Origin of the sequence: Sphingobacterium sp. BS-2, assembly GCF_046161205.1 — a bacterium.
In the GTDB taxonomy this organism is placed as follows: Bacteria; Bacteroidota; Bacteroidia; order Sphingobacteriales; family Sphingobacteriaceae; genus Sphingobacterium; species Sphingobacterium mizutaii.
The window spans coordinates 115,036-134,304 of record NZ_JBIXGO010000008.1 but is presented as its reverse complement, the minus strand read 5'-3'; the positions used below and the strand labels follow the sequence as shown (position 1 = coordinate 134,304).

General features: G+C 39.7%; 12 protein-coding genes. 7 read left to right on the top strand and 5 right to left on the bottom strand.

What is annotated here, in order from left to right:
• Window positions 1-62: 62 nt before the first annotated feature.
• Window positions 63-998, bottom strand: coding sequence for a ring-cleaving dioxygenase (locus ACK2WI_RS02145; RefSeq protein ID WP_312697121.1), 936 nt, complete (start codon window positions 996-998; stop codon window positions 63-65).
• 178 nt (window positions 999-1,176) lie between these two features.
• On the opposite strand from ACK2WI_RS02145, the gene ACK2WI_RS02140 reads away from it, so the two are divergent.
• Window positions 1,177-2,439, top strand: coding sequence for an FAD/NAD(P)-binding oxidoreductase (locus tag ACK2WI_RS02140; protein ID WP_312697120.1), 1,263 nt, complete (start codon window positions 1,177-1,179; stop codon window positions 2,437-2,439).
• A gap of 88 nt (window positions 2,440-2,527) precedes the next feature.
• On the opposite strand, the gene ACK2WI_RS02135 is transcribed toward ACK2WI_RS02140, so the two are convergent.
• Together ACK2WI_RS02135 and ACK2WI_RS02130 are read right to left on the bottom strand one after the other, a co-directional pair.
• Window positions 2,528-3,331, bottom strand: coding sequence for a response regulator (locus ACK2WI_RS02135; RefSeq protein ID WP_093096150.1), 804 nt, complete (start codon window positions 3,329-3,331; stop codon window positions 2,528-2,530).
• A gap of 4 nt (window positions 3,332-3,335) precedes the next feature.
• Window positions 3,336-6,446, bottom strand: a complete 3,111-nt coding sequence (locus ACK2WI_RS02130; protein WP_409149611.1) for a two-component regulator propeller domain-containing protein — start codon at window positions 6,444-6,446, stop codon at window positions 3,336-3,338.
• A gap of 180 nt (window positions 6,447-6,626) precedes the next feature.
• Between ACK2WI_RS02130 and ACK2WI_RS02125 the strand changes: the two genes are divergently transcribed.
• The 5 genes from ACK2WI_RS02125 to ACK2WI_RS02105 are packed head-to-tail and all read left to right on the top strand — an operon-like array spanning window position 6,627 to window position 15,652.
• Window positions 6,627-9,794 (top strand): TonB-dependent receptor, encoded by a 3,168-nt coding sequence (locus ACK2WI_RS02125; RefSeq protein WP_312697118.1) that lies wholly within the window; start codon window positions 6,627-6,629, stop codon window positions 9,792-9,794.
• Window positions 9,795-9,796: 2 nt separating this feature from the next.
• Window positions 9,797-11,614 (top strand): RagB/SusD family nutrient uptake outer membrane protein, encoded by a 1,818-nt coding sequence (locus ACK2WI_RS02120; protein ID WP_312697117.1) that lies wholly within the window; start codon window positions 9,797-9,799, stop codon window positions 11,612-11,614.
• A gap of 4 nt (window positions 11,615-11,618) precedes the next feature.
• Window positions 11,619-12,293 carry a DUF3823 domain-containing protein gene (locus ACK2WI_RS02115; protein ID WP_093096143.1) on the top strand — a complete coding sequence of 225 codons (675 nt, stop codon included), beginning with the start codon at window positions 11,619-11,621 and terminating at the stop codon, window positions 12,291-12,293.
• 6 nt (window positions 12,294-12,299) lie between these two features.
• The gene (locus tag ACK2WI_RS02110; RefSeq protein WP_409149608.1) at window positions 12,300-13,790 is read left to right on the top strand and encodes a sulfatase; all 1,491 of its coding nucleotides are present in this window, start codon (window positions 12,300-12,302) and stop codon (window positions 13,788-13,790) included.
• A gap of 11 nt (window positions 13,791-13,801) precedes the next feature.
• Entirely contained in the window at window positions 13,802-15,652 is a 1,851-nt protein-coding gene (locus tag ACK2WI_RS02105; protein ID WP_409149606.1) for a glycoside hydrolase family 2 protein, read from the top strand.
• Between the two features lie 300 nt (window positions 15,653-15,952).
• Here the strand turns inward: ACK2WI_RS02105 and ACK2WI_RS02100 are convergent, their stop codons facing one another.
• Window positions 15,953-17,020 (bottom strand): hypothetical protein, encoded by a 1,068-nt coding sequence (locus ACK2WI_RS02100; protein ID WP_312698457.1) that lies wholly within the window; start codon window positions 17,018-17,020, stop codon window positions 15,953-15,955.
• A 311-nt stretch (window positions 17,021-17,331) separates the two neighbouring features.
• On the opposite strand from ACK2WI_RS02100, the gene ACK2WI_RS02095 reads away from it, so the two are divergent.
• Entirely contained in the window at window positions 17,332-17,793 is a 462-nt protein-coding gene (locus tag ACK2WI_RS02095; protein ID WP_312698458.1) for a hypothetical protein, read from the top strand.
• On the opposite strand, the gene ACK2WI_RS02090 is transcribed toward ACK2WI_RS02095, so the two are convergent.
• Entirely contained in the window at window positions 17,758-19,266 is a 1,509-nt protein-coding gene (locus ACK2WI_RS02090; protein ID WP_312698459.1) for a TPM domain-containing protein, read from the bottom strand. The two genes, ACK2WI_RS02095 and ACK2WI_RS02090, sit on opposite strands and share 36 nt — an antisense overlap.
• Between the last annotated feature and the right edge of the window lie 3 nt (window positions 19,267-19,269).

Genomic DNA, 19,269 nt, shown 5'->3' with positions numbered 1-19,269 from the left:
ATTTAATCATTCAACAATTTAATAATGAAGCAGATGTACAACATCCACCTCATAAAATTATCTTATTTCAATACAGGTAATACTTTTTCGATAGCAGACCTCTGAGGCTCATATTGTTTAGGCAATTTCAATGAATTACCTAATTCTGCCAATGGTTCATCCACATCAAATCCAGGGTTTTCAGTAGCGATTTCAAACAACACACCTCCTGGTTCGCGGAAGTATAAGGAGTGGAAATAATCCCTGTCAATTTGCGGTGTGATCTGTAAACCAGCTGACATGATCTTTTCACGTAATTCCATTTGATCTGCATCATCCTTAACTCGGAAAGCGATGTGGTGATTGGTTCCTGCCGTATTGATACCTCTAGCTGCATTCTCATCCACTAAAATGTCAATGATATTCGCCGTATCTATATTTTTGCTTTTGAATCGGAAACGGTTTCCTTCTTGAGCGATTTGTTCGTAATCCAACAAATCAGTCAAAACTTTCGCAGTAGGCTCTAATTCCCTTAAAGTTAAGGTGCTGTTATGAAAACCTTTAGTTGCCACTTCTTTACTTACCGCTTCAGTAGCCCAACCTGTTCTGTTATCAGCATCCTTTGGAACGACCAAGGATAGATTTAATCCATCAGGATCAAGGAAAGGGAAATACAATTCTCCAAATCGTTCTACCACCTCACCGGTCAAAACATTGTTTTTACCAAAACGTTCGGTCCAGAACTCTAAACTTCCTTCTGGAACAGAATACGCAATTTCTGTTGCCATTCCACCCCCAGTTCTACCTTTGCCAATTCCTTCCCAAGGGAAAAAGGTTAGGATGGTTCCAGCATTACCTTTTTCATCTCCATAATAGAAGTGGTAAGTTCCTGGATCATCAAAATTCACGGTTTTCTTAACCATTCTTAACCCAAGGGTATTGGTATAGAAATCGTAGTTTCTTTGCGCCAAATTAGCAATGGCTGTTATGTGGTGTAACCCTAATACTTTATTGTTCATCTTAATTCCTTTCTATTTATACCTTAATTATTTGTTTTTGTTTATTTGCTATACAAAGGTGACTAAATCTGTATAGCTGTGCATTGATGTATGGTAAGAAGTATCCCTCTTTGGTAACTAAAGTTACAAAGCCTAGGTTTTCAGAATGTTAACTTTATACTAACCATTATTTAGACTTATGGATATACATTATAAAATCATCATCATCGGTGCTGGTACGGCAGGTATTATGACCGCTGCCCAGCTGCTCAAAAAGGATAAAAACTTAGAAATAGCCATTATTGACCCTGCCAAGAAACATTATTATCAACCGGCATGGACATTGGTTGGTGCTGGAGCCTATGATTTTGATAAAACTGTTAGACCAATGAAAGACTTGATCCCCGAAGGTTGCACCTGGATCAAGCAAGCCGTAATTTCCTTCTCTCCTCTAAAAAACAGCATCCAATTGGATAATGGAGAGGTTTTAGAATATGATTTCTTGATTGTTGCCTGTGGTTTGGTCAACGATCTCAGCCTAATCGAGGGATTGCAAGAGGCTGTGGACCGAGGTGTGGTATGCTCCAACTATATCGACCCAAAATATACCTGGGAGTGCATTCAAAACTTCAAAGGTGGGAATGCGGTTTTTACCCAACCAACGACACCTATTAAATGTGGTGGAGCTCCACAGAAAATAATGTACTTGGCATGTGATTATTTTAAGAGAAATAATCTATCTGACCAAGTGAATGTAACATTTGCAACTCCAGGTTCTGTGATTTTCGGCGTAAAGGTTATAGCCGATACCTTGATGCAGGTCATCAAACGCTATAACATCAATTTCAAACCTTTCTATGCCCCTATCAAAATCGATTCTGACAAGAAGACCATCACCTTTAAGAGTTCTGACCCAAAGGATAACGAATGTGTAATCAATAAGGGCGATTCAGATGAAGTTCCTCAGGCCATGGAGCAATTTATTGAAATGCCTTTTGACCTATTGCATCTAGCTCCACCTCAAACAGCACCAAAATTTGTTAAGGACTCTGAATTGGTCAATGATGCTGGCTGGCTCGATGTAGATATCAATAGTATGCAACATAAAAGATTCACCAATATCTTTGGACTTGGCGATGTAGCTGCATTACCAACGGCTAAGACAGGTGCCGCTATCCGGAAACAAGTTCCTGTGGTGGTAGACAACCTTCTCAAATTAATGCAACAACAAGCAGCTGATAATAAGACCTACGAAGGCTACTCCTCCTGTCCATTGGTAACGGGTTATGGGAAAATGGTATTGGCAGAATTTAATTATAAAAATGAATTCACTCCAGATCCAAAATTGAAGCAAATGCTGATTAAGGATAGCAGCAAAGAGCATTGGCGCTTATGGCTATTGAAAAAATATATTTTACCCCACCTCTATTGGAACAAAATGCTCAAGGGCGAAGAGGTGTAATAAACTAACACTCTACCTATAATTTTTTTTAAAATTAGCGATGTAAACTGGTTGACAGATCTGTCGGCCAGTTTCTTTTTTGAAGGGATTAATTAAACCTAAACTTCACCAACTTCTCCTGCTGGAATCTGGCCTCCCACTCTTTCGGACTATAGCCAAAATGTTTCTGGAAATTCCTGATAAAGTGAGAACTCGAACTAAATCCTACCATATTGGATATCTCATAGACCTTATAAGAACCACTGTTCAGTAATTGGGATGCTTTCTTGAGCCTCAGGTTGTTGATCAATTCATTCGGAGATAAATTGGAAGTTTGCTTGATCTTTCTATACAAAGTTGGCCTACTGATATTTAATTTATCCGCCAAAAACTCCACACATAAGGAGGTATCATCAATATGGTCTACGATGAGCTGCTGTAATTTATCCATGAAATCCTCTTCAATGGAATTCCCTAGCAACAGATCCTCAGGTTCAGGATGCTGCGCATAATGTTCCTTCACAAACATCCTGTTTTTTAACAAACTCCTAATCTGCGCTTGTAGGAAGGAAGGTGAAAAAGGTTTTTCAATATAAGCATCTGCCCCATGTTCCAAACCTTCAATCTTTGCTTGAAGGCTATTTTTAGCTGTAAGAAGAATAAAAGGGATATGCTTATAGTTCTGGTTTTTCTTCACCTGCGAGCAGAGCTCGAATCCGTCCATCTTAGGCATCATCACATCAGAAACGATTAGATCGATATGTTGTTTCTGCAAAACCTCCAACGCCAGATAGCCATCATGCGCCTGCACAATATCATAGTCATCACATAGATCATCTGTCAAGAAATCTAAAATCTCTTGATGATCATCTACCAATAGAATTATTTTACGGACTTCTATTTCGTGTGACATTTTTTTATAGGTTTTTAGGAATAGCGAGAACGAATATATTTAAATTTTCGGAATTCTCTACATACCTTAAGTCACCCGAATGTAGCAAGGCAAATGAATGTGCCAAAGCCAGTCCTAAGCCCGAGCCCTCAATTTGACTATGTTTGTTGGAACGATGGAAGGGCTTAAACAATAAGTCTACCTCCCTTCTATTCAAGACATGCCCATCATTTTTAAGTTCCAATATCCAATAGTTCAACTTATCATCATCGATCAACTGAACATCAACCATTTTATCAGCATATTTAAGCGCATTGGAAAAAAGATTCTCGACAATTTTACTGATCATATCCTCATCAATTTTGCCTTTAACACCTTGTTGTATATGCTGGGTCAATACGATTCCCTCCAATTGAAAAGAGGCTTGATAATCATTAATAAACTCGGTAATAAACTCAGATATATTGCATACTGTCAGGTTGAGCTGTTTTTCATCGGTTTCAACCTTCCGAAAATCCAATATACTGTTTGTCAATCGCACCAGCTTTTCGGTATTCTTCTGCATGGTCGTCAATAGCCTATCCGTTCTATCTTCAGCAAGGTTTTTATTGTCAACCAACTTTTCCAATGGTCCCTTGATTAAGGTCAATGGAGTCTTGATATCATGGGCCACCTGCGTAAAGAAATCCAGTTTAGCCTGATACAATCTCCTTTCCCGATTTGCATTAATCTCCATCAATTGCCTGCGATTTCTTTCCTTGATTTGGTTATCAAAATATTGGTAAACAAAAAATACAATGAGGATCAGGATAATAGCATAAACGGCAAAAGCTAAGCCACTTGCCCAAAAAGGCTTGTTCACTTCGATTGGAATGGATATCTCATCCGAAATAATCCTTCCTTGGCTATCGAGTGCCTTCACCAATAAGGTATACTCCCCTGAAGGCAATTTCGTATAATAAGCTCTGTTTTCCTTAGATACTACCCAATCATTGTCAAATCCTTTCAGCTTATATAAATAAGAGGTAGAAGCTGCATCTACATAATTTAAGGCAGCAAAATCTACTTGAATAGTAGATTCATCATAATCAAGCATGACCTTATCATAACTCAGTTTGGTAAATTTTTCAGCATAATCATAATTGACTTCCAAATTTCTTTTGGATGACCTAGCAAAGGTGAAATAAATAGGAACCTTGGTTTCGCTATTCCTTTCTCTCAACAAGGAGTCTGGGTGAAATTTAATCAAGCCGTTGGTGGATCCAAAGTACATATTTCCTTCTTGATCCTTGAACATGGAATTATAGTTGAACTGTAGGTTTGACAAGCCAAACTCTTTATTATAAACACTTAACACATAAGTATTGATATCAATACTGATCAAACCATTGGTACTGGATAACCACATGTTGTTATTTGAATCCTCTTGCATCGACAGGATCAAATTACTCGGTAGGCCATCCGATTTGGTAAATCGTTTGACGATTTTATTGTCTTCTGAACATATCGTTAAGCCGTTCTCAGTTGCTATCCATATTTTCCCTTCCGAATCCTGTTGTATCCTATTGGTCCGGTTGCTATTGATGCTAGATTGGTTATCCCAATCATGCTTAAAGACTTGGCTGTTTTTCAAATCAGGATCGATGAGATAAACTCCATCACGCCAAGTAGTCAGCCAAATCCGTCCCATCCTATCTTCCAACATGGAGGTAAAGAAAATAGAATCAGGAACAGCATCTACTACTTTAAACCTATCGTTCCCCGGAAAAAACTGATACAAGCCATTTGGAGTCGTAAAGAAAACCCGTCCATCTTTGGTCTTATAAGTACTCATAACGAAATTTGAACCTAGTTCGGAATGGGTATTTTCTTGGGTATAATGGGCGATGATCTTTTTGCTGTTTATATTGATAATGTCCAGACCATTATTGAAAGTGCCAACCAAAAGGCTGTCACCAACGATTTCCAGTCCATGAATATTATTATGGGATAGACCATTCTTGGTAGAAAAATGTAGGAAGGTATTATTCCGCTTATCCCAGAAGTTCAATCCATTATCTTCCGTTCCAATCCATAGGTTCCCATTTTTATCCTGTCTTATTTCACGGACTGCATTTCCAGAGATCGAATTCGGATTCTCCATTGGAAAAGTCCTTTCAAATAAATTATGCTTATGATGAAAGTAATTGAGTCCCCCAAAATAGGTTCCTATCCATATTCCACCTTGATGGTCTTTTAAAATGCTATATGCCGCATTATCTGATAAAGACCAAGGATTGTCCCGCTCATGGCAAAAGACCCGCCAAGCATTGGTTCTGGTATCTATTACGACCAACCCAGACTCTGAGGCAATCCACAATTCGTTCTCATTGATTTTTTTGATATCCCGAACAAACAACCGGGTTCCATTCTTTACAAAAGGAATGACCAGATCAAATCTCTTTGATTTCATATCGAGCGAGATCAAACCATTATGTTGGGTGCCGATCCAGATTTTATCGTCATTTTCGAAGGCAATGGATTCAACATTGAGTGATTTCTCCTGATTGACCTTGAATTCAATCCTGTTTTTACCGTCTACCGATAACAAACCTTGATGACTCGCAGCCCATACCTCATTTTTGGAATTCTTAGTCAAGGCAGTCACATAAGTATCAGGGAATAGTGGTTCAGCTTTAAGCTCCAAGGCTTTGGAATTCAGTTTAAATAGTTTGTAACTGGAGAGAAACCATAAATTATCTTTTCCATCATGCTGCATCTCAATGATTTCCTTCATTTCAGTCCCGGGAACTAACTTGAAGGATTCCGAATTAGCATGAAATTTATACAGGCCATTATCGGTCCCAACCCACAGCACGTTGTATTGGTCTACCAATAGACAAGTAATATAATTGCTGGATAGCCCATTCCTAGCCTCAATATCACTGAAATATTTTTTGAAGGTATACCCATCGAACCTATTCAGCCCATCCTTGGTACCAAACCATAGGAAACCATTCTTATCTTGGGTACTGCAGAGCACTGCATTATTAGATAGGCCTTCGGTAATATTTAAATGGTCAAAATTGAATACCTGCCCCCAAGCTTTGCCAAGGAAAGAAATAATAAGGACCGTAAATAGCAGCAGGTTTTTCATCAAATAGGTTTACCATTAGCAAAATAAGAATTTTCCTGAAAAAGAAATATCTCCCTTCTTTATTATGGCACTTGTAACAGGCTTTGATACAAATTGGCTATAAATTGAGATAAATAGTCAATTTAATGAAATGCCCCCTCTTTAAATTTGATTATCAATTATAAACTAACCAATTTTCCAATGAAAAAAAGAAATCTACACTCTTTGCACATTCGGTATTTATTGCTTTTGGGCTTATCGATGCCATTGGTTCCTCTGTTTGTTCATGCTCACCCCGTTAGCTTCCGTGCCCCACTATTCCAACAACAGGAAATAAAAGGTACTGTACGTAATCAACAAGGCGAACCATTACAGGGGGTAACCGTGTTCCCCAAGTCAAAACCAAATGCAGGGACAGTAACAGATGAACAAGGTAATTTCACGGTTACTGTTTCTTCTACCAACGAAACTATTGTTTTTAGAAACATCGGTTATGTCACTCAAGAACTTCAAGCGAGCAACAATATGACGATTACCCTAGAGGCGTCAGATGACAATCTAGAGGAAGTCGTTGTAGTTGGTTATGGTACTCAAAAGAAAGAATCCTTAACGGGCGCTATCTCGACGGTGACCTCCAAAGATATCGCCAGATCTGTTGCAGCAACGACCTCGGGTGCCATGGTCGGTAAGATCGCCGGGGTAAACAGCCGTATGCCAGATGGGCGCCCAGGTGCTTCCACCAGTATCAATATCCGTAACATGGGTACTCCACTTTATGTTATTGATGGAGTACAGAAAGATGAAGGCCAATTCAACAACCTTGACTTCAATGATATCGAGAGCATTTCCGTTCTTAAAGATGCATCAGCCGCCATTTATGGTGTTAGAGCAGCAAACGGAGTGGTTGTGGTAACCACAAAAAAAGGTTCGCGTGGTGATAAAAACGAATTCAATATTAATTCTTACTATGGTTGGCAGAGCATGTTTAGATTCCCTAGACCAGCTAGTGCCTCAACCTATGTAAAAAGTTATATCCAATCTGACGCTATCTTGGGCATCCCCAACCCACAGTATACGCCAGATGATCTTGCCAAATGGGAACAAGGAACTGAAAAAGGTTACAGACCTTGGGATTGGTATGATTATATCTTAGAAACCAGTCCACAGAAATATATTTCCGGTAGTGTTTCAGGTGGTTCAGAAAAAATCAATTACTACTTGAGTGCAGGCCATTTAGACCAACAATCCATCATTAGAAATTATGGTGGTTTCAAAAGGACCAATGTTCAGTTGAACCTTGAGGCCAATGTTTCCGAGAAATTGAAGATCGGTGGTAACTTAAATGGTCGTATAGAAAAACGCAGACAACCCGGTGTTCCAGGTGGCGATGATACCTGGCAGGCTTTGTTTGCAATCTATAGAAACTTACCTACTGCAAGGCCATATGCCAACGATAATCCCCTATATCCAGCTAGAACTGCCGCTAACACCGAAACGAACTTTGCGATGTTGAACTATGATCTTTCTGGAGAGTTCAGGGACACTTGGCGCGTGATGCAATTAAACTTCAATGCCGAATATAAGATCAATGACCACTTAAAACTGACTGGCTTAATGGGCTACTATCTTGCAAACCGTTGGATGGATAACCAAGAATACACTTATAAGCTTTACGGTTATGATGAAGCAACGGATACCTATCCAGTGGTCTTCAGCATGGACAACCCATGGCGAGAGCGCGATATCCGGATGGTAGAGGAATTGAGTTATCAAGGAACCTTGAACTATAACCGCACATTTGGAGAGCATACCATCGCTGGGGTATTTGCAGCTGAAGCAATCCAAAGGGATACCCCAAGGTTTTGGGCACATGATAGGCCCGCATCAAATGCCTTATCATTGATGTATTTCCAGACTATGGACCAATTTGATGATTTCGGTAATGACACCCAAGCACGTGCTGGTTTCGCAGGTCGTATCAATTATGACTTTGCCCAAAAATACCTCTTGGAACTATCTGCTCGATATGACGGTTCCTGGAAATTTCCAGAAAGCAACCGTTGGGGATTATTCCCTTCAGTTTCGGCAGGTTGGAGAATTTCAAAAGAGAACTTTTGGAAAGATTCCAACTTTGGCTCCAAATTCACCGATTTAAAGGTCCGTGCCTCTTATGGTGTATTGGGTGATGATAACTTGGATCCTTGGAACTACTTTGCATTTGGCTTTATGCCAGGCTACACCTACAAACAAGGTGGCTCGGTTATCAATGGAAACTATGTTGTAGGTGCACAGCCTCGCGGATTACCAGTGACTACCCTATCTTGGATCAGAGCAAATACCTTCGATGTAGGTATTGACTTTGCGCTATTAGGTGGCAAACTGACCGGTTCCATTGATTATTTCAACAGAAAAAGAACTGGATTACCTGCATCGCGCTATGATGTACTATTACCTACTGAGGTTGGATTTGGATTACCTTACGAAAACCTAAATTCCGATATCCATAGAGGTATGGATGGTAGCATTATGTGGAGCAGCACCCTTCAAGATTTCAGGTATAACATTGGTGGTAACTTCACTTTTGCTAGACAGATTGATGGCGAACAATATAAACCAAGATTTGGTAATGCTTGGGATCAATATAGAGGTTCTATCCTAAACCGATACGCCTTCCTAAACTGGGGCTATGAATCCTTGGGTCAATTCCAAAGCTGGGATGAGATCCGTAATTATGATGTAGACAATGATGGCCAAGGTAATACCAGCCTAAGACCTGGAGATATCAAATACAATGATGTCAATGGCGATAAAGTCATCAATGGACTGGATCAAAGACCAATCGGTTACAGGCAAGGTGGATTACCTTATCTGAACTTTGCCGTTAACCTTGGTTTAGGTTACAAAGGATTCGATTTGGCTGCCGATTTCACCGGAGCTTCCTTTGCATCCTACCGTGCAAACTGGGAAGGTATGTTACCATTCCATGATGGAGGTAACAATGCTGCCTACTACATGGAAAACCAATGGACCTTGAGTGACATCACCGATCCGAACAGCGAATTGATACCAGGAAAATTCCCAACACTGATCCGCGGAAACCAAAACCACAGTAACTATTGGCACAGCGATTTCTGGGTGATGAACGTTACTTATCTGAAATTAAGAAACCTGCAAGTAGGTTATACCCTACCAAGCAAAATGACAGAACGATGGGGATTCAGGAATATTCGCATCTATTCCATGATGCAGAATGTATTCAGTATTGATAATCTAGGCGAAATGAAAATTGACCCAGAGATCACTTCAGAATCTGGAATCCAATACCCTACGAACCGAGTAATCAATGTGGGATTAAACCTAACCTTTTAGTCATGAAGAAATTTAAAATATATATTCTATCAGCAGCATTATTGGCAGGTACTGCATCCTGTTCCAAGTTTTTGGACAGAGAATCTGAATCTATCCTTTCAGATCAACAGGTCTATACAGACGAAAAAATGGTTGCTTCCGTATTGGCCAATTATTATGGAAGAGTAAGTTGGGGACAACATATCGCGAATACTGGAAGTATGGCGATGCTGGATGAAGCTGCTTTTTCTTCCGGTGGCCCCAACAATATGCAAGATTATGGCGATGCGCTTTGGCGTGTATATGATTATACGCTGCTTAGAGACCTCAACTTATTTATCAATGGGGTTAGAAACTCTTCTTTCAGTGAAACTACGCAGGATAACTTTGAAGGTGAAGCACGCTTCCTGAGGGCTTGGACTTATTTCAATATGGCTAGAGGCTTAGGTGGGGTTCCCATCATCAATGATGAGGTTTTTGATTACCAAGCCGGTATCGATATCACCACGCTTCAATATCCGCGTTCTACCGAAAAAGAGATCTATGATTATATCATTAAAGAGTGTACTGAAATCAGCAGCTTATTGTCTTCTGCCAAGAATCCAAACTCGGCCAGAGCCAATAAATGGGCGGCATTATCCTTGAAAGCCAGGGCAGCTTTATATGCTGGGTCTATCGCTAAGTACAATTATAAAACACCAGAAGTTAAGACCAGTGGTGGTGAAGTAGGAATACCAGTTGCCGAAGCTCCAAAATACTATACGCTAGCTTATGAAACCGCTAAAGATATCTTACAAAACAGCCCTTATGAATTATACAATAAGAATGCTGATAAGGGAAGAAACTTCTATGAGGCCGTAAGCAGCAAAGGGAGCACGGAGGTTATCTGGGCAAGGGATTATAAATATCCTGGACAAACACATCAATACACCAATAATATCATCGCTTCTTCTGTTCGTGGAGATATTGATGCCAATATCATTACTCCCGTGTTAAATCTTGTAGAGGATTTCGAATACACCGATGATCGCAATGGCGCATTAAAACTGACCAATGGTTCGGGAGATTTTATCTATTATAACAATCCATCTGATGTCTTTGCCAAAAAAGATCCGAGGTTATATGGAACCATCATCTATTCGGGTGCAGACTTCTTAGGCTCAACCATCACCTACCAAGCCGGAGTGCGATATTTGGAAGGCGGTACTTGGAAGGTTAAGACAGCTGAACCTGGAAAATCTGAAGCTCCATACGGTTTGATTACCAGTATGGATGGACCTACAACTTCTAATGATCAATTTGTAAACAAATCTGGATTTAACATCCGTAAGTTTTTGGAAGAAAATCGTGATGCTTCAACACGTGGACGTGGTAGCGATATGTGGTTTGTCCGTTTTAGATTGGGGGAAATTATTTTGATCGCAGCAGAGTCAGCTTTGGAATTAAACAAACCTCAAACCGAAGTTGCCGGATTCATCAATCAAATAAGAGATCGTGCTGGCATCCAAAAATTAACTACAGTAACCTTCAATGATATCGTTCAAGAACGAAGAGTTGAATTGGCATTTGAGGATCACCGCTATTGGGATTTGAAAAGATGGAGAATGGCACATACCGTTTGGAATGGCCAACAAGATAATCCAAAAGCGACTATGTATGTGTTATTCCCTTACAAAGTCTATGCACCTGGAACTCCAAACCATGGAAAATGGGTCTTTGAGAAACGCAAATCTAGTCACGTTATGTATCCTAGGTATTTCAGGTTCCAAAATTATTACAACTTTATCGACCAAGGTTGGATCGATAGAAATCCAAAATTAGTTCGTAACCCTTATCAATAAGACAATGAAAAGATTAAACATACTAGCCATCGGATTATTCCTAAGCCATGCCCTACTCTTTTCCTGCGGGAAGGACAATTACGATGCTCCCAATGCTAACCTGACTGGCAAAGTAACCTATAAAGGTGCAGCTGTTGGAGTTAGAGGTTCTAATAATTCCGTTCGCCTGCAATTATGGCAAGATGGATATGCTTTAAAAAATCCTATTGATGTATTTGTCACTCAAGATGGTTCTTTCTCGGCTGCCCTATTTAACGGTACCTATAAACTGGTTACTGTTCCTGGAAATGGTCCTTGGAAATCTAAATCCGACACCATGACCGTCCAGCTCAATGGCAATACCAATATTGATTTTCCAGTAGATCTATACTATGATCTCAAGGATATCAAATACCAATTGAATGGAAATAACTTAACAGCAACCTTCAATGTGGAGAAACTCGACCCAAGCAAAACCTTGGATGATGTCAACCTATTGGTAGGCAAGACCAAATTTGTGGATTTGGGCCATTTCCTGAAAAGAGCGAATAAATCGGGGGATTCAAATGGCAATGTGACTCTGACGCTGGATATCGGTCCAGAATTGCAGGCTAATCCAATCCTGTTTGCTCGAGTTGCCGCTAAAATCAATGGTATTACTGAAGCTATTTACGACGCTAACATACACCAAGTTAAATAATTGGAAATGCAGATTTTAAGCCGTATAACCCTCATCATCATTACTTTATTTAGCTTCTGCCAAGCGCAGGAAAAGCAGTATAACGTATTGATGATCCTAGTGGATGATTTGCGTCCTACACTGGGAGTATACGGCGATAAAGCTGCAATCAGTCCAAACCTTGATAAATGGTCCAAAAATGCAATGGTCTTCGAGAGAGCCTATAGCAATCAAGCAGTTTGTGTTGCCTCTAGGTACAACCTGCTGCTAGGATCAAGATCTACATCTACCGGGTTATATGATTTTGGGAGGGCATTTCGGGATTTTTACCCTGAAGCAACGACCCTCCCAGAGTTGTATAAAAACAATGGCTATTATACCGCTGCAATTGGAAAGGTTTTCCATGTCGGCCATAATACCTATAACGATGAACAATCTTGGTCGGTTCCCCATTGGCATGACAAGGTCATAGAATATGCTGAAAAAGGACATGACAAGGAAACCAGAGAGGAAGCATTATTCGCCAATAAAACTTGGGAATATGCCAACCAATTGGAAAAAGGCTCTGCTTGGGAAAAACTGGATGTATCGGATGAAACCTATGCCGACGGCAGGGTTGCTCAGGAAGCGATTTCGCGGATGGATGAACTAAAAGGAAATCAAAAACCATTCTTTTTGGCTGTAGGATTTGCCAGGCCTCACCTACCCTTTACGGTCCCTAAAAAATATTGGGATCTATATGATAAGGACAAGTTGCCATTTCCGACCATTCAAAGCAATCCTAAGCATGCCCCATCTTTGGCTGTAAAAAGGGATGGTGAAATTTCACAATATGCACAGATCCCAGCTGCAAAGGATAGTGATCCCTTTCCAGCTTCCTTAACCAAGGACCTTATCCATGGTTACTATGCCGGAGTCAGCTATGTTGATGTACAAATCGGCAAGGTATTAAAACATTTACAAAGCACAGGCTTGGACAAGAACACAATTGTTGTAATTTGGGGAGACCATGGCTACCTATTGGGGGAAATGGGTATGTGGACGAAACATGTTAACTATGAATTGGCCAATCGGATTCCTCTGCTGATCAAACATCCTGATATGAAAAAGGCTGTACACAGCAAGGAATTGATTGAAACTGTAGATATCTACCCTACATTGGCAGCACTTAGCGGTCTGAAATTAACCAAGATACAACAGCCCATTGATGGCACAAGCTATGCTAATTTTATCCGTTCAGGAAAAGGAAGCTTAAAAGAGACCATTTACCATTGCTTTCCAAGAGATGGAAAACTTGGGCGTGCCATTCGGGACAAAGATTATCGATTGATAGCATGGCAAACAATCCAGGGTAATGAAGAACCACAATTTGAACTCTATCAATACAAAGATGGACTTATAGAAACTGAAAATATTTGGAGGGAAGACCATCCAGCATTTATAAAACTAAAGAAAGTCTTGGAGGCACAACCTAAACCTTTGCCTATGAGACCTGCATCTAAACCACGTAAACATTAACAAACAAGAATATGATGAAGAAAACAATTGCAATTGCATGCTTAATTGCCGCTTCTTTCTCGGAGGGAAATGCTCAAGAATGGGCACCAGTCCGCGATAAAATCCTTACTCCATGGGCGGAACAGGTAACTCCTCAAAACGCACACCGAGAGTATCCAAGGCCTCAACTCGAAAGAAAGAACAATTGGCAGAACCTAAATGGTTTATGGAAATATAAGATTACCAATAAAGACCAAAAGGATATCCCAAACGCTTGGGATGGTGATATCTTAGTCCCTTTCGCTGTAGAATCAGCTCTTTCGGGTGTTGCCAAACCAGTAACTAAAGATGATGCCCTATGGTACAACAATAAAATAACTATCGATAAAAAACTGAACAAAGGTCAGGTCCTTCTACACTTTGGTGCTGTGGATTGGGAATGTGACATCTATGTAAATGGGCAGCATGTTGGAAACCATCAAGGTGGTTTTGACCCGTTCAGCATTGACATCAGCAAGGCTATCAAAAAAGGAAAGACCCAAGATATCGCTATCCGCGTTTGGGATCCAACATCAGATGGTCCTCAACCTAGAGGAAAACAGATCAATAACCCACATGGAATTTGGTACACGCCTGTTTCCGGAATTTGGCAAACAGTATGGTTGGAATCCGTTCCTGAAACCCATATTGTAAGTACTAAACAAACTCCAGATGTAGACAATTCAGTCTTGAAATTCTCAGCTGAACTGTCTTCAGCAAAAGCTGGAGACCAAATCCTAGTTGAAGCTTATGACAACAGCAATAAAATTGCTGAAGCAAAAGCTAATGCTGGTGAAGAAACGCAGTTAAAAATCAATAACCCACAATTATGGTCTCCAGATTCTCCAAAACTCTATGACCTTAAGGTGAAGGTATTGAGAAATGGAAAGGTGATTGACGAAGCTAGTTCATACTTCGCCATGCGCAAGATCAGCGTGAAGAAGGATGCTAATGGAATCCAAAGAATGTACCTGAATGATAAGTTTGTCTTCCATTACGGTCCATTAGACCAAGGTTGGTGGCCAGATGGCTTGCATACTGCCCCGTCGGATGAAGCATTACGTTTTGATGTGGAGAAAACCAAGGAAATGGGCTTCAACATGATCAGAAAACATATTAAGGTAGAACCAGCGAGATGGTACAGGCACTGTGATAGCATTGGGGTATTGGTATGGCAAGATATGCCAAGTGGAGACCTAGGAGGCAATATCTGGGATATGAACCCTGGAAAGATCAGAATTGGAAAACACGATAAAGATCGTACACCTGAATCTGAAGCCATCTATAAAAAAGAATGGAAAGCCATCATGTCCCATTTGCATAACTTCCCATCCATCGTAGTTTGGGTTCCTTTCAATGAGGCTTGGGGTCAATTTAAATCCAAAGAGATTGTGGATTGGACCATCCAAAATGACCCATCCCGATTAGTGAATGGCGCTTCAGGAGGTAATTTTGATGCCCCTGGTCATATCTTTGATATCCATAATTATCCAGATGCAGCCATGCCGAGAGCCGAGCTGTTTGGTGATAAATATGTATTGGTATTAGGCGAATATGGAGGATTAGGCTTACCAGTAGAAGGCCATACTTGGCAACAGAAAGACAATTGGGGCTATCAGTCATTCAAAAATGCTGATGAACTAAAGAAAAGATACCAAGAAGTCGTATCTGACTTAAGCAAACTGATCCCTAAAGGTTTATCAGCAGGAGTGTATACACAAACAACCGATGTGGAGGTAGAAACCAATGGCTTGATGACTTATGACAGAAAGGTCATGAAGATCCCTGCTAATGAGTTGAAAGAAATCCATAGCAAGCTTTACCAAAGTGATCTCGTTAAATAATAACGATTATACCCATAAATAGAATTTCATAGAACTGGTCGAAATTGCTTTCGACCAGTTTTTTTTATTTTTAATCAGCTTAAACTAAAATATATTGGGACCAAAAATGGACCTCATTCCAGAGATATTCGGAAATTTCGCAATATGGCTCGAACATGCCTCGAACAATTCTCGAATCAACATTCCAAATTTTTGTTGATTTTCAAATGCCATAAACTCGATATCAACAGAAAAATCCTATAAAAAGATAAGGCTGCCTAAACAAATAGACAGCCTTCAGCTAAATATTATTCAAGAACACTAGTATCGTACTTTCAATACGATCTGTCCTAATTCACTGAGCTCTTCTTGTCCTGTAAAATAAGCCTTCCCTCCTTTTGAGAGCACATTCCAAGCGATACTGGATACAATATCATCCACTACGCCTGTTTCTTTTGCATCGTCCACTAAATCGAAGCTGCGGTCTGATGTCATTTTTACAGGCTGTTCATAGTCTTGTTGTACCATCAACAGGTCTCCTCGACCATCTATTGCAGCTTGATAGATATCTTGAAGATCAGTGAGTACCTGACCGGAAGAAACCGCTTGCTTCAATTCTCCAATTGCAAGGCCACGTTCTTCTTTTTGAAGGTCTTTAATACTTTCAAAAGCCTGTTTTGCCATTTTATCAGGTTCTGAGACATCATAGTTCTTATTATCATGAGCGATATACATTTTAGGGATATCGGCAACCTCCATAAGCATTGCGTAGTTTGGCTCAGTTGAAATAACGACAACATCCAAATCGTTGGCATTATGAACCTCAACCACCGCCTTATCAATTTGATTGAAATACTCCTTTAATCGATTTTCCACTTTGTTGTTATCGGAACCCGTTACTTCCAAAGGATTAGCATCAAATGGAAAATCATCATTGACGATTTCCTTTTCAATTCCATCGTTTAAGGCTTCAAACAAATGTGCACCACCTTGGGCAATCGACAAGATCATATATTCTTTGGTTCTATTCAATGCCTTGATCAGTGGTTTTACAGCAAAGGTATCATCAATAAAAACTGCCTCATTATCTACCGGCCAAGGTGATACGACTAGTTCATCAACATCTTTGGAAATAAATACATGTAAGCTATCCATTAACTTGGTGGTAGCCAACTTATCAGGCAATTCCTCCAATTTTTCTAAGATCTCTGGAATATCTCTTTTTCCATATTCTTCAAGTAATCTATTTTCAGCTTCCTTAATCAGATTTTTGAGGATAATTGGATTCTTTTCGCTATCTGGAAAAGTTCTATATGTATTAAAGGAAAGAGTGATGCTAGGAGATTCATTTTTTTCTGTCAATGACTGAATAATATCTTTTAATGCCATAGGTTTTATTAATTAAAAATGTGAATTACTGTTTATTACCTATTAATAAAACAGGCAGGATCACTTATGGTTTTATAAAATCTAGATAAGACCTAATGAATTGAGGGATAAAAGGTCAAATATTACAAAAGATGGATTTTGATAGCTAAATTTGCGCCTGAGAATCGATTTATGAAGAACAAGCAGAAAAATTTCTTTTCAAGGCACTTGGATGAGATCAAGGACACGATCTTTCCTTACGATGAAACGGACAGCCCATCACAAAGAAGGGTTAAAAAATTAGGTTGGGTGATGTTTTTAATTTTAATGACATGTGGACTTTTAGCGATGTTGGTAGCCGTATCATTCGCACACTAAGAATCTTTTTCCTGGATCCTTATTTCCTTGCTTATTGTCTTTCATGGATCATCGTTAGGTATAGCAGAACAGCAGGAAATCCTATTCCTTTTGTCAATAACTGGCTAACCGACTTGGTATTTATCCCCCTGATTGCTCATTTTGCCTTTTGCTTTGGGTTTTTGCTATTAGACCTGAAAAAGGGATTTTCATTTCCAATGGCTCAGCTATTGGCTCTGGCTTTCATGTGCTCCATATTCTTCGAGTTCCTCAGTCCCAAGTTTACAGATTACAATACGGCTGATATCTTTGATGTAGTTTGCTACTTTCTAGGCGGTCTATTTTATTATTTTATCCATCAGCCCTATAACAACAGCAAATTCGTCAAGGAAGGAACAAGCCTACCAGCGACCGCCGGCACCACCTCCTCCAGATGAGCCACCGCCAAAGGAACCACCACCTGATGAGCTCCCTCCGCCTCCACCTGAGGAACTACTTCCGTCAGAACTTCGCTCTAATATTGGAATAACAAAAGTGCCCAATTTTAGGATATAATCACAGTTTTCGCATTTATCCATTTTCTCACCCTCTCCTCTTGTGGTATATGTTGCCTTTTTTAGTACTTTTTCTTTATTTTTTTCCAAGGTGTAAAAATGGCATTCAGGACATTCGAATAATGACTTATTAATGTCCCAAGGAATGAGATTCAGCTCTTGGGTTTTCTTGTTTTTCCAGATTTCATATCTCCTTGAACCAATTTTCTCTTCTTTAAGTTGACCTTTATTCAAATATTGGCTGTTTTCAGACTTCTTGGATGTCCTAATGATCCTTTCCCAATCCCCTGAATTGTCTGGTGGATCATAACGATGTTTGTATTTATTTAATCGAAATAGGATTCCACCCATATTGAACAATGCCAATGGAGCCAGAATGGAAGGGATAAAAGTCAATCCTGCAAATTTCTTTAGAGCGATTCCCTTTTCCTTCTCATCGACATAGCTCTTTTTAATAGCTTCTTGGGTATCGTGAATCTTCATCCAAAGAACCAAACCTCCAAAAACAAACAAGAAATAAGGGGTATTTTTAACCTGATAGACTTGTTCAAAGTTTTTGAAAATAAAGGCGAATATGAAAATAGATAGAAACATTAAGAAAGCCATGCAACCCAAACCATAAAAAAATGGAGCAATGGGTTTTAACTTTTGTTTTTCAGTTTTTAATCGCTTACCTATTATATGTATATAGATGTAAAGGATCAAAAAAAATCCTATCACCAATAGGCTATTCTTGAAATAAGGATTCTGTAGGTTAAAGAAAGGAATAGCCTCGGGCATCATGGATTTTAATTCCTCCAATGAGTTCGGTGATTTCAAGATATGGGCAATAAACTCACTAGCTTGATATACTCCTTGATCATAATTGCCTTCTTTAAAATTAGGGACCAGATATTTTTCACCTACCCGTTTTAGATATACGTCAGGAAAGATCCTTTCCATTCCGTAACCTGAAATAAAACGGTATTGGCGCTTTTCCTTAGCAATAAATAGTAAGAGTCCATTATTGGCTTCCTTCTTGCCTATTCCCCATTTATTGAACAAGTCCAGAGCAAACTGGAAATCATCATCCGATACATAATCATTTACAAGCACGATGGCATACTCAGCACCGGTCTGTTTTTCGATATCTATCGAGATGCTATCCAATAGATTGACTGTGTGGCTCTCTAAGATTCCATCAGGATCACTCACAAAGTAATCCTGTCCTTTGGCTTTCGGACTTGGGACTTGGTCCATACTATAGATGGTTTGCGCCGAAAGGCTATGGGTAAACAGCAATCCTTGTAGGATAAAACCAATCCATAGCAAGGTCTTGATGGTTGATCCAATAAAATATGGGTTATTGCCTTTCATCGA